Raw genomic sequence first — 12,613 nt, 5'->3', positions numbered from 1 at the left:
CAACGCACAGCTAATCTTGCCGCCAGCTGATGCCACGCGGTCGTGGCAAACATGAGGATAAAAATATGGCTACCACCACCCTTGGGGTCAAACTTGACGACCCGACCCGCGAACGCCTCAAGGCCGCCGCGACCTCGATTGATCGCACGCCGCACTGGCTGATCAAGCAGGCAATTTTCAATTACCTGGAAAAACTCGAGGGTGGTGCAACCCTGTCCGAGCTGAACGGTTTGAACGGCAAGGAAGTTGACGACGCGGGCGAGATCCATGTCGATCACGCGCATCAGTGCTTCCTGGAGTTCGCTGAAAGCATCCTCCCGCAATCGGTGCTGCGCGCCTCTATCACTGCCGCCTACCGTCGCCCGGAACCTGAAGTGGTGCCGATGCTGATCGAGCAGGCGCGCCTGCCGGCCCCGATGGCGGAAGCCACCAACAAGCTCGCCGCCTCGATTGCCGAAAAACTGCGCAATCAGAAAAGCGCCGGCGGCCGTGCCGGGATTGTTCAGGGCCTGTTGCAGGAATTTTCCTTGTCGTCCCAGGAAGGCGTAGCACTGATGTGCCTGGCCGAAGCGCTGTTGCGTATTCCGGACAAAGGCACCCGTGACGCGCTGATCCGCGACAAAATCAGCACCGGCAACTGGCAGCCGCACTTGGGCAACAGTCCGTCGCTGTTCGTCAATGCCGCCACCTGGGGCTTGCTGCTGACCGGCAAACTGGTCGCTACCCACAACGAAGCGGGCCTGACCTCGTCCCTGAGCCGCATCATCGGCAAGAGCGGCGAGCCGATGATCCGCAAGGGTGTCGACATGGCCATGCGCCTGATGGGCGAGCAGTTTGTCACCGGTGAAACCATTGCCGAAGCCCTGGCCAACGCCAGCAAGTTCGAAGCCAAGGGCTTCCGCTATTCCTACGACATGCTGGGTGAAGCTGCACTCACCGAGCATGATGCCCAGAAGTACCTGGCCTCGTACGAGCAAGCCATTCACTCGATCGGCAAAGCCTCCCACGGTCGTGGGATTTATGAAGGCCCGGGTATTTCGATCAAGCTGTCCGCCTTGCACCCGCGTTACAGCCGCGCCCAGTACGAGCGCGTGATGGACGAGCTGTACCCGCGCCTGCTGTCGCTGACCCTGTTGGCCAAGCAATACGACATCGGCCTGAACATCGACGCCGAAGAAGCCGACCGCCTCGAGCTGTCGCTGGATCTGCTGGAGCGCCTGTGCTTCGAGCCGCAACTGACCGGCTGGAACGGCATCGGTTTCGTGATCCAGGCTTATCAAAAGCGTTGCCCGTACGTGATCGACTACGTGATTGACCTGGCTCGTCGCAGCCGTCATCGCCTGATGATCCGCCTGGTAAAAGGCGCGTACTGGGACAGCGAAATCAAACGCGCCCAGGTCGAAGGCCTGGAAGGCTATCCGGTCTATACCCGCAAGGTGTACACCGACGTTTCCTACATTGCCTGCGCACGCAAACTGCTGTCGGTGCCGGAAGTCATTTATCCGCAGTTCGCCACGCACAACGCCCATACCCTGTCGGCCATTTACCACATCGCCGGTCAGAACTATTACCCGGGTCAGTACGAGTTCCAGTGCCTGCACGGCATGGGCGAACCGCTGTACGAACAGGTTGTAGGCAAAGTTTCCGAAGGCAAGCTGAACCGTCCGTGCCGCGTGTACGCTCCGGTTGGCACGCACGAAACACTGCTGGCGTACCTGGTGCGTCGTCTGCTGGAAAACGGCGCGAACACTTCGTTCGTCAACCGCATCGCCGACCAGTCCATTTCGATTCAGGAACTGGTGGCCGATCCAGTGGCCAGCATCGAGCAGATGGCGACGCTGGAAGGCGGCTTCGGCCTGCCACACCCGCGTATCCCGCTGCCGCGTGACCTGTATGGTGCCGAGCGCGCCAACTCCAGCGGCATCGACATGGCCAACGAACATCGTCTGGCTTCGCTGTCCTGTGCTTTGCTGGCTACCGCTCATAACAACTGGAAAGCGGCGCCGATGCTCGGCTGCGCGTCCAGCAGCGAAACCCCTGCGCCAGTCCTGAACCCGTCCGATCTGCGTGACGTGGTTGGTCACGTGCAAGAAGCCACCGTCGAAGACGTCGACAACGCGATCCAGTGCGCCCTGAACGCCGCACCGATCTGGCAGGCCACCCCGCCGGCCGAACGCGCCGCGATTCTGGAACGTGCCGCCGATTTGATGGAAGGCGAGATCCAGCCGTTGATGGGCCTGTTGGCGCGTGAAGCCGGCAAGACCTTCGCCAACGCCATCGCCGAAGTGCGTGAAGCCGTGGACTTCCTGCGTTATTACGCGGTGCAGGCGCGCAACGATTTCACCAACGACGCCCACCGTCCATTGGGTCCGGTGGTGTGCATCAGTCCGTGGAACTTCCCGCTGGCAATCTTCAGTGGCCAGGTCGCTGCTGCCCTGGCCGCCGGTAACCCGGTACTGGCCAAGCCTGCGGAACAAACCCCGCTGGTGGCCGCTCAAGCCGTGCGTTTGCTGATCGAAGCCGGGATTCCGGAAGGCGTGCTGCAATTGCTGCCGGGCCGTGGCGAAACCGTCGGCGCCCGTCTGGTCGGCGATGATCGGGTCAAAGGCGTGATGTTCACCGGCTCCACCGAAGTCGCGCGTCTGCTGCAACGCAACGTCGCCGGTCGTCTGGATGCTCAGGGCCGTCCGATTCCGCTGATCGCTGAAACCGGTGGCCAGAACGCAATGATCGTCGATTCCTCGGCGCTGACCGAACAGGTGGTGATCGACGTGGTGTCCTCGGCCTTCGACAGCGCCGGCCAGCGTTGCTCGGCTCTACGGGTGCTGTGCCTGCAGGAAGATTCCGCTGACCGTGTCATCGAAATGCTCAAGGGCGCCATGGCTGAATGCCGTCTCGGTAACCCTGAGCGTCTGTCCGTGGACATCGGCCCGGTGATCGACGCCGAAGCCAAGGCGGGCATCGAGAAGCACATCCAGGCCATGCGCGACAAAGGTCGCAACGTGTACCAGGTGGCCATCGCCAACAGCGAAGAAGTCAAACGCGGCACCTTCGTGATGCCGACCCTGATCGAGCTGGAAAGCTTCGACGAACTGCAACGGGAGATCTTCGGTCCGGTGTTGCACGTGGTTCGCTACAAGCGCAAAGACATCGATCAACTGATCGGTCAGATCAACGCTTCCGGCTACGGCCTGACCTTGGGTGTGCACACTCGTATCGACGAGACCATCGCCAAGGTGATCGACAACGTCAACGCCGGTAACGTCTACGTGAACCGCAACATCGTCGGTGCTGTGGTTGGCGTGCAACCGTTCGGCGGTGAAGGTCTGTCGGGTACTGGCCCGAAAGCCGGTGGTCCGTTGTACCTGTACCGTTTGTTGTCGACGCGTCCTACCGATGCAATCGAACAATCCTTCGCTCGCGGCGATGCTATCGCTGCACCGGACGTCCGTCTGCGTGATGCCATGAGCAAACCGCTGACTGCGCTGAAAGCCTGGGCCGACAGCAACAAGTTCACTGACTTGAGCACCCTGTGCGTACAGTTCGCGGCGCAATCGCAAAGCGGGATCACCCGTGTTCTGGCGGGCCCGACCGGTGAGCGCAACAGCTATGCCATCCTGCCGCGTGAACACGTGCTGTGCCTGGCGGACGTCGAAGGCGATCTGCTGACTCAATTGGCTGCGGTATTGGCCGTGGGCGGCTCGGCGGTATGGCCGGACGCTGAACCGGGCAAGGCCCTGTTCGCACGCCTGCCGAAAGAAATTCAGGCGCGGATCAAGCGGGTGGCTGACTGGACCAAGGACGAAGTGGTGATTGATGCGGTTCTGCATCACGGCCATTCCGATCAGTTGCGTGCGGTCTGCCAGCAAGTGGCCAAGCGTGCCGGTGCGATTGTTGGGGTTCATGGCTTGTCGCAGGGCGAAACCAATATTGCGTTGGAGCGTCTGGTGATCGAGCGGGCGTTGAGTGTTAACACCGCGGCGGCGGGTGGTAATGCCAGTTTGATGACTATCGGCTAAACCCTCCTCGTGATCGTTCCCACGCTCTGCGTGGGAATGCCTCCTGTGACGCTCTGCGTCACGCCGTTTGGGGACGCGGAGCGTCCCGGGCTGCATTCCCACGCGGAGCGTGGGAACGATCATGACCGTCCTCCCCAGCTTTATCCTTCCCTCTCGTTCTGCCTCTCCATCACGCTCATCAATCATCCTGTTCACCCCGCCCTTCCCACATCTAGACTCGGCCCATTCCAAAAAAAGGTAGGCCGCCATGTCCGAGACGTTGCTCAGTTCCCGCAATCTGGCTTTCGAGCTGTATGAAGTCCTTGATGCCGAGGGCCTGACCCAGCGTGAGCGGTTCGCCGAGCACAACCGCGAAACCTTCGATGCGGCTATCGGCACCGCCCGCAGCATCGCCGAGAAGTTCTTCGCCCCGCACAACCGCAAGGGCGACGAGAACGAACCGCGCTATGAGGACGGTCAGGCAATTCTGATTCCGGAAGTGAAACCGGCGGTGGATGCGTTCCTCGAAGCCGGTTTCCTCAACGCCGCGCGCAGTTTCGAAGCCGGCGGCATGCAACTTCCTACACTGTTGTCCCAAGCGTGCTTTGCGCACTTTCAGTCGGCCAACGCGGCGTCGACCTCTTACCCGTTCCTGACCATGGGCGCGGCGAACCTGATTGAAAGCTTCGGCACCGATGAGCAGAAGCAGCGCTTCCTGCAACCGATGATCGACGGCCGCTTCTTCGGCACCATGGCCCTCACCGAGCCACATGCCGGCTCATCGCTGTCGGATATTCGTACCCGCGCCGAGCCTGCGGCCGACGGCACGTATCGACTCAAGGGCAACAAGATCTTCATCTCCGGCGGCGATCACCCGCTTTCGGAAAACATCGTGCACATGGTGCTGGCCAAACTGCCGGACGCGCCGGCCGGGGTGAAGGGCATTTCGTTGTTTATCGTGCCCAAGTTTTTGGTCAACGATGACGGCAGCCTGGGCAAACGCAACGACGTGTTGCTGGCCGGGTTGTTCCACAAGATGGGTTGGCGCGGCACCACGTCAACCGCGCTGAACTTCGGCGACAACGGCGAATGTGTCGGCTATCTGGTGGGCAAGCCGCACCACGGTTTGAGCTACATGTTCCAGATGATGAACGAGGCACGAATTGGCGTCGGCATGGGCGCGGTGATGCTGGGTTACGCCGGTTACCTGTATTCACTGGAATACGCCCGCGAGCGGCCGCAAGGTCGAGTGCCGGATAGCAAGGATCCGACCACCGCACCGGTGGCAATCATTCAGCATGCCGACGTCAAACGCATGCTGTTGACCCAGAAGGCCTATGTCGAAGGTTCGTTCGACCTTGGGCTGTACGCGGCGCGGTTGTTCGATGACACCACGACCCTCGAGACTGAGGCCGAGCGCAAGCAGGCCCATGAGCTGCTGGATTTACTGACGCCGATCGTCAAATCCTGGCCGTCGGAGTTCTGCCTGAAGGCCAACGAACTGGCGATCCAGATTCTCGGCGGCCACGGTTACACCCGTGAGTATCCGGTGGAGCAGTATTACCGCGACAACCGTCTGAACCCGATTCATGAAGGGACTCATGGCATTCAGTCGCTGGACTTGCTGGGCCGCAAGCTGGCGCAGAACGGGGGTGCGGGGCTCAAGCAATTGATCCGGCTGATTGCCGATACCGCCGAGCGCGCTCAAGCGTATGAATCGCTGACGCCGCTGCGTGAGCCGTTGGAGAAACTGGTAGCGCGCCTGCAAAGCGTGACCATCGGCCTGTTGACCGATCTGGCTCAAGGCAAGGTCAACAGCAGCCTGGCGAACTCGGCGCTGTACCTGAAAGTGTTCGGGCACACGGTGATCGGCTGGCGCTGGCTGGAACAGGCGATTCGTGCCGAGGAAGGGTTGGCCAAGGGCAATACGGCGGATGTGAGCTTCTATAAAGGAAAGCTGCAAGCAGCGCGGTATTTCCTGACGTGGGAAGTGCCGGGTTGCCACCATGAACTGGCGATTCTTGAGGCGCGGGATGATGTGTGCCTGGGCATGCAGGATGAGTGGTTCTGACACCCGCTCACTGATCGTTCCCACGCTCTGCGTGGGAACGCCTCAGGGGACGCTCCGCGTTCCAATGGGACGCGGAGCGTCCCGGGCTGCATTCCCACGCAGAGCGTGGGAACGATCGGTCTTGATCAGCTCAACTTGAACCCACCCATCTGCCGCGCCAGATCATCCGCCAACCGCTGCAACATTTGACAATCCTCACGGCAAGCCCTGACCTCCCCCGCCGTAGCCCGGGCCAAATCAGAAATCCCCTGCACATTCCGGTTGATCTCCTCAGTCACCGCCGACTGCTCTTCCGTCGCCGTGGCCACCTGATGGTTCATGTCGCTGATGCGCTCGACCTGCCCGGTAATCGCCGTCAACGACGCCCCGGTGCGCTGGCTCGACTCAACGCCGGTGCCGGTCGCCGCTTGCCCGGCGTGCATGGAAGACACCGCATTCTCCGCGCCTTGCTTGAGGCTGCCGATCATCTGCTGAATCTCGTCGGTGGACGACTGAGTCCGCCGCGCCAATGTCCGCACTTCATCGGCCACCACAGCAAACCCGCGCCCCATGTCCCCGGCCCGCGCCGCTTCGATGGCCGCATTCAAAGCCAAAAGGTTGGTTTGCTCGGAAATCCCGCGAATCACCGCCAACACCTGATCGATGGACGCCACTTGATGGGCCAACTCACCCACCGCACCGGCAGCAATACCGATCTCGTCGGACATGCTTTCGATATGCCGAATCGACCCGCCCACTACGACCCGCGCCTGCAGCGCTTCATCCCGCGCGGTTTGCGAAGCAACGGCCGCGTTGCCGGCGTTCTGCGCGATTTCCTGCACAGTCAGGCCCATTTCGTGGACGGCGGTGGCGACCATGTCGGTCATTTCCTGCTGACGGCCCGAGCGTTCGGCCGTGTTGTCCACCACCCGCGCCACTTGGCCGACCGCCGTGCGCAAACGTTCACTGGTGGCCAAGACTTCGCCGATCATGTCGCGCTGACTCTCCAGGAACCGATTGAAGCCGCGAGCGAGGTCACCCAGCTCATCGGCTCGGCTGGAATCTAACCTGTGGGTCAAATCTCCACCACCGCTACCGATGGCTACCAGCGCCGCTGTTACCTGACGAATCGGCCGTACCAATCCACGGGCCAACAACACCACCAGCATCAGGCAAACCAGTGCCACCGCCAGGCCGATACCACTGCTCATCCACATCGCGCGGCGGGCTTCGGCGTAGATCTGCGACTGTGGCACTTCGGCCACCAGGGTCCAGCCCAGATCACGCAGCGGCAGGCTCAATGCCAGAAAATCTTCGCCATCGCGGACAAAACTGCTGGTGGCGAACGCGGTGGAGGTAGAGAGCTGCCCCATGACCGCTTGCGCCGCCGTGGCACCGATCTGCTCGACCAGCGTACGCTTGCCGCTGAACTGCCCCTCGGGGTGAATCTGGATCAAACCGTCGGACCGCACGAGATAGACCTTGCCGCGTTCACCGAAGTTGAAATTCTGGATCAGCTCCGACAGTTCTTTCATGCTCAGGCCCAGCCCGGCGACGCCCACGACTTTGCCGGCCTGCTCGACCTTGAGGTCGATGAACAGCGCCAACTCACCGGTGGCGGTGTCATTGTCGATATTGAGGGTGCGCGGCTGGTTGCTGTCGAGGAACGAATAGAACCAGGCGTCGTTGGGATTGGAACGGCTGAGCGTCCGGTCCAGGCCTTTTTCAGTGAAGTAATGGCTTGAAGCGGCCCCGATAATCAGCGCGGTAAAGGCTTTGTGCTCGGCGCGCAGGCCTTCCAGATACTTCACGAAGGTGTCGGTCTGGGCACTGCTTTCGCCCCCGGCCAACCAGTCGCGCACCATGCTGTTACTGGCGATGTCCTTGGCGGCGGTGAGGGGTTGAACGAGGATTCGTTCGATGTCGTTGCGCATCGCCTCGATGCTCGACGGCAGCGCTTGTTCGACCAGATAGCGCTGGGCGAGGCGGTCGACCACGAGGGTATAAACGCCAACCACGATCAGAATACTGACCAGCAGGGCGGTGCCCATGCTCAGGATCAACTGCCACTGAATACTGCGTCGCCAGAACTGCATGGAGCACCCCCAAAGAATAAGAGGCTGAAACACTGCAACAGCCATGCCGATTGTATACAACTCAAACGACAATTTATTCTTTGGTTGTGCGCAAAGCTGATCAGGCCTGATTGATGGTCTTGGCGATCACTTCAACCGTGGCGCTGACTTGCTCTTGGTAACGGTCGAGTTCTTGCTGGTGACGCTTTTGCATTTCGATCTGCTGCGAGCACAGATTCATCGCCGCCAACACCAGCAAGCGGTCACCGATCAGCGTCGGGTATTTCTTTTTGGTCTCGGCCAGGGCGGCTTTCAACATTAATGCGGCGTCCAGCAGGGTCTGCTCTTCCCCGGCCGGCGCCTTGATCGAATAGTCCTCCCCCAGAATCGAGACGACTTTTACCCCTGCGGCGCCATAACTCATGCGCTGACAGGGCCGGCGCTGACGCGCTCAACCAAGGCCTGAATGCGTGCGGCGGTGGTGCCTTGTTTCTCTTCCTGTTCCATCAGGCTCAGTTGCAGGCTTTCGTTTTCATCCTTGACCTGGGCCAGTTCTGCACTCAGGGATTGATTGGTGCCGAGCAGGGTCTGGTTCTGCTGCACCAGGTCGCTGACCAGTTGTTCCAATTGGCTTAGGGATGCTTCCAACATTTTGATTTTCCAGGCATTTTCAAAGGGCGCGTACGATAAAGAAAAGTCACCACTGACGCCAGGGTTATTCGGGCGCAAGGCCTTGATTTTGCTGGCGGGCGACCTTCCTCGCGATCTTTAAAGACTGTGTTTGGCGGCTCTGGTTCCTGCACTTCGTCGCCGCAACCCTTCTGCGACAAAAGCGCGCAGCACCTCAAGACTTTAGTCGTATGACCGATAAGTCATGCATACAGCAGTCTCAGCCCCGCACGGATGCGCTTTTTTCGGTGAACACCATGTCTTTACGAAATATGAATATCGCACCGCGGGCATTCCTCGGTTTTACCCTGATTGGCGCCATGCTGCTGATCCTGGGTGTATTCGCCCTGAACCAGATGAGCAAGATTCGCGACGCAGCCGAGGAGATCACCTCGAACAGCGTGCCGAGCATTAAAAGCCTCGATGAATTCACTCAGCTGACCCTGCGTCTGCGCGTGCTGTCTTATCGCCTGTTGGTGAATCGTGAGCCAGACGTCCAGCAGAAAACCATCGATCTGCTGGAAACCCGTAACCAGCAGATCCGAGCGGCTCAGGCGGCCTACGAAAAGTTGATCGCCAGCCCGCAGGAGCGTGCAGCCTATGATCAATATGTGCAGTTGCTGGGGCAGTACCGCCAGATCGAAGACCGGATGAAGAGCCTGTCGCGCAACAATCAGGTCGACGAACTGCGCACGCTGCTCAACACCGATTTGATGAACAACTCTGAAGCCATCAACACCGTGCTCAACCGCTTGCTGGAGATCAATACCCAGCAGACCGTGGACACCAACCAGCAAGCCGCCGATCAGTACTCGTCGGCCTTCAACCTGGTGGTGACCCTGCTGGTCATCGCCACCGGCCTGACTCTGCTATTCGCCTGGCTGCTGACCAACAGCATCACCAAGCCAATCGCCAATGCCCTGAGCGCCGCCGAAGAAATCGCCGAAGGCAACCTGACGCGCCCGATCACGGTCGACGGTGAAGACGAAGCCGGTCGCCTGCTGGCCGCCATGGCGAAGATGCAGGAAAAACTGCGTGACACCCTGCAACGGATTTCCGGTTCGGCCACGCAACTGGCGTCCGCCGCGGAAGAGCTCAACAGCGTCACCGACGAAAGCGCCCGTGGCCTGACCCAGCAGAACAACGAAATCGAACAGGCCGCCACCGCCGTCAATGAAATGACCAGCGCCGTGGAAGAAGTCGCCCGCAACGCCGTGAGCACCTCCGAAGCCTCGAAAAACGCCACCACGTCGGCTGGCGACGGTCGTGACCTGGTACAGGAAACCGTGAGTGCCATCGAGCGCATGAGCGCCGACGTACAGAGCACCGCCACCCTGATCGGCGATCTGGCTAATGAGTCGCGAGACATCGGCAAAGTGCTGGACGTGATTCGCGGCCTGGCCGACCAGACCAACCTGCTGGCATTGAACGCAGCCATCGAAGCAGCCCGTGCCGGTGAAGCCGGTCGTGGTTTCGCTGTGGTCGCCGACGAAGTGCGTGCCCTGGCCCATCGCACCCAGCAGTCGACCAGCGAAATCGAACGCATGATCGGCAGCATCCAGAGCGGCACCGAACACGCCGTGGATTCGATGCGCAACAGCACCGAACGCGCCGAATCGACCTTGAATATTGCCCGTGGTGCAGGCATGTCGCTGGACACTATTAATAGCGCCATCGTCGAAATCAACGAACGCAACCTGGTGATCGCCAGCGCGGCCGAAGAGCAGGCACAGGTGGCCCGTGAAGTGGACCGCAATCTGGTGAACATTCGTGACCTGTCGGTGCAATCGGCCACGGGCGCCAACCAGACGAGCGCGGCCAGCAACGAGCTGTCGCGCCTGGCGCTGGACCTGAACAACATGGTTGGGCGGTTTAGCCTGTAACCGAGTAAGGCCGAAAAGATCGCAGCGCTCGTAGGAGAGCTGCCGCAGGCTGCGATCTTTTGATCTGCAAAAGCTTTTTGACAGCATCACATTTCAACAGGTTAGAATCGCTGGCACGCAGACTGCATGGTCAGTTTGTGCCCGCCTTTAGCTTTCTGGAGTACTGCCTTTGAATGCGACGACCATCAACAGCCTGTTCTTGATCGGCGCGTTGCTGGTAGGTGCGAGCATTCTGGTGAGCTCACTTTCATCGCGCCTCGGTATCCCGATTCTGGTGATCATCCTCGCGGTGGGCATGTCGGCCGGTGTCGACGGTGCCGGCATTATTTTCGATAACTACCCAACGGCTTATCTGGTCGGCAACCTCGCCCTGGCAGTGATCCTGCTCGACGGCGGCTTGCGCACCCGGGTGGCGAGTTTCCGCGTGGCGTTATGGCCGGCGCTGTCGCTGGCCACGGTCGGAGTGTTGATCACCACCGGGCTGACCGGAATGGCGGCGGCGTGGTTGTTCGACCTCAATATGATTCAGGGCCTGCTGATCGGCGCCATCGTCGGCTCCACCGACGCCGCGGCCGTGTTCTCGCTGCTGGGCGGCAAGGGCCTGAACGAACGGGTGAGCGCGAGCCTGGAAATCGAATCCGGCAGCAACGATCCGATGGCGGTGTTTCTCACCGTGACCTTGATCGATATGCTTGCCAGCGGCGAGACGGGCCTGCACTGGGATCTGCTGGGGCATTTGGTGCGTGAGTTCGGCATCGGCGGTGTGATTGGCCTCGGTGGTGGCTGGCTGATGCTGCAACTGGTCAACCGTATCAACCTGGCGACCGGCCTTTATCCGATTCTGGTGATTGCTGGCGGATTGGTCGTGTTTGCCCTGACCAACGCCCTGCACGGCAGCGGCTTTTTGGCGGTGTACCTGTGTGGCCTGGTGATCGGCAACCGCCCGGTCCGCAGTCGGCACGGCATTTTGCATATGCTCGACGGCATGGCCTGGCTGGCGCAGATCGGCATGTTCCTGGTGCTGGGGCTGTTGGTTACGCCCCATGACCTGCTGCCGATTGCTTTGCCGGCGCTGGGCCTGGCGCTGTGGATGATTCTGTTTGCCCGCCCGCTGTCAGTGCTGGTCGGCCTGTTGCCCTTCAAGGCGTTCCATGGTCGCGAGAAGGCATTCATTTCCTGGGTTGGCCTGCGCGGTGCCGTACCGATCATTCTGGCGGTGTTCCCGCTGATGGCGGGGCTACCCAATGCTCAGCTCTACTTCAATCTGGCGTTCTTTATCGTCCTGGTATCGCTGCTGGTGCAAGGCACGAGCCTGCCCTGGGTTGCCAAACTTTTGAAAGTGACCGTCCCGCCGGAGCCCTTGCCGATTTCCCGATCGGCGCTGGAAGTGCATGTCACCAGCGAGTGGGAGCTGTTCGTGTATCGCCTTGGTGCCGAGAAATGGTGCATTGGATCCCCTCTTCGCGAGCTGAAAATGCCCGAAGGTACCCGTATCGCGGCCCTCTTTCGTGGCCAACAACTGCTCCATCCGTCGGGTAGCACAGTGCTCGAAGTCGATGATTTGCTCTGCGTAATCGGCCATGAACACAACCTTCCGGCCCTCGGAAAACTCTTCAGTCAGGCCCCGCAACGGGGGCTGGATTTGCGCTTCTTCGGCGACTTCGTACTCGAAGGAGACGCCCAGCTGGCCGCGGTTGCTGCCCTGTACGGGTTGAAAGTCGAAGGCATCGATCCAAACATGTCCCTGGGCCACTTCATTGCCCAGAAAGTGGGCGGTGCCCCCGTAGTGGGCGACCAGGTGGAATGGAATAACACCCTCTGGACCGTCGCTGTCATGGAAGGGAACAAGATTGGTAAGGTAGGCGTCAGATTCCCCGAAGGAAGTCGCCCCGGCCCCGGCCTGTTCCTCTAAACTCCACACTTCGTCTCGTTTTCGAT

General features: G+C 60.5%; 7 protein-coding genes and 1 pseudogene. 5 read left to right on the top strand and 3 right to left on the bottom strand.

The window, feature by feature from the left end:
* Nucleotides 1-65 precede the first annotated feature (65 nt).
* Both putA and AC1RQB_RS06895 read left to right on the top strand, forming a co-directional pair.
* Nucleotides 66-4,019, top strand: a complete 3,954-nt coding sequence (gene putA / locus AC1RQB_RS06900; protein ID WP_063341788.1) for a trifunctional transcriptional regulator/proline dehydrogenase/L-glutamate gamma-semialdehyde dehydrogenase — start codon at nucleotides 66-68, stop codon at nucleotides 4,017-4,019.
* A 247-nt stretch (nucleotides 4,020-4,266) separates the two neighbouring features.
* A complete protein-coding gene (locus AC1RQB_RS06895) occupies nucleotides 4,267-6,069 on the top strand; it encodes an acyl-CoA dehydrogenase (protein WP_063341789.1) in 1,803 nt (600 codons plus the stop codon).
* 125 nt (nucleotides 6,070-6,194) lie between these two features.
* Here AC1RQB_RS06895 and AC1RQB_RS06890 read toward each other — a convergent pair whose 3' ends face one another.
* The 3 genes from AC1RQB_RS06890 to AC1RQB_RS06880 form a co-directional block, all read right to left on the bottom strand.
* Entirely contained in the window at nucleotides 6,195-8,144 is a 1,950-nt protein-coding gene (locus AC1RQB_RS06890; protein ID WP_063341790.1) for a methyl-accepting chemotaxis protein, read from the bottom strand.
* A gap of 100 nt (nucleotides 8,145-8,244) precedes the next feature.
* Nucleotides 8,245-8,547, bottom strand: a complete 303-nt coding sequence (locus AC1RQB_RS06885; RefSeq protein WP_007903196.1) for a cell division protein ZapA — start codon at nucleotides 8,545-8,547, stop codon at nucleotides 8,245-8,247.
* Complete coding sequence (locus AC1RQB_RS06880; protein ID WP_008071054.1) at nucleotides 8,544-8,774, bottom strand: hypothetical protein; 231 nt, start codon at nucleotides 8,772-8,774, stop codon at nucleotides 8,544-8,546. The genes AC1RQB_RS06885 and AC1RQB_RS06880 overlap by 4 nt, the downstream gene beginning before the upstream one ends.
* 209 nt (nucleotides 8,775-8,983) lie before the next feature.
* Between AC1RQB_RS06880 and AC1RQB_RS06875 the strand changes: the two are divergent.
* From AC1RQB_RS06875 to AC1RQB_RS06865, 3 genes and pseudogenes are all read left to right on the top strand, one after another.
* Nucleotides 8,984-9,820: pseudogene (locus AC1RQB_RS06875) on the top strand (MCP four helix bundle domain-containing protein); the annotation flags it as partial.
* Entirely contained in the window at nucleotides 9,803-10,675 is an 873-nt protein-coding gene (locus AC1RQB_RS06870) for a methyl-accepting chemotaxis protein (protein ID WP_371317140.1), read from the top strand. The pseudogene AC1RQB_RS06875 and the gene AC1RQB_RS06870, both read left to right, overlap by 18 nt.
* Nucleotides 10,676-10,844: 169 nt before the next feature.
* Nucleotides 10,845-12,587, top strand: coding sequence for a potassium/proton antiporter (locus AC1RQB_RS06865; protein WP_008071049.1), 1,743 nt, complete (start codon nucleotides 10,845-10,847; stop codon nucleotides 12,585-12,587).
* Nucleotides 12,588-12,613 lie beyond the last annotated feature (26 nt).

The organism is Pseudomonas sp. GW822-FHT02E03 (genome assembly GCF_058802325.1).
Note: the sequence above shows the minus strand (reverse complement) of the source record. Positions and strands in the feature narration are given on the sequence as shown.

Excerpts from the sequence above, each read along its gene's own strand:
- putA (WP_063341788.1), top strand. The coding sequence starts at position 66 with ATGGCTACCACCACCCTTGGGGTCAAACTTGACGACCCGACCCGCGAA.
- AC1RQB_RS06870 (WP_371317140.1), top strand. The coding sequence starts at position 9,803 with ATGGCGAAGATGCAGGAAAAACTGCGTGACACCCTGCAACGGATTTCC.
- AC1RQB_RS06885 (WP_007903196.1), bottom strand. The coding sequence starts at position 8,547 with ATGAGTTATGGCGCCGCAGGGGTAAAAGTCGTCTCGATTCTGGGGGAG.
- AC1RQB_RS06890 (WP_063341790.1), bottom strand. The coding sequence starts at position 8,144 with ATGCAGTTCTGGCGACGCAGTATTCAGTGGCAGTTGATCCTGAGCATG.
- AC1RQB_RS06880 (WP_008071054.1), bottom strand. The coding sequence starts at position 8,774 with ATGTTGGAAGCATCCCTAAGCCAATTGGAACAACTGGTCAGCGACCTG.
- AC1RQB_RS06895 (WP_063341789.1), top strand. The coding sequence starts at position 4,267 with ATGTCCGAGACGTTGCTCAGTTCCCGCAATCTGGCTTTCGAGCTGTAT.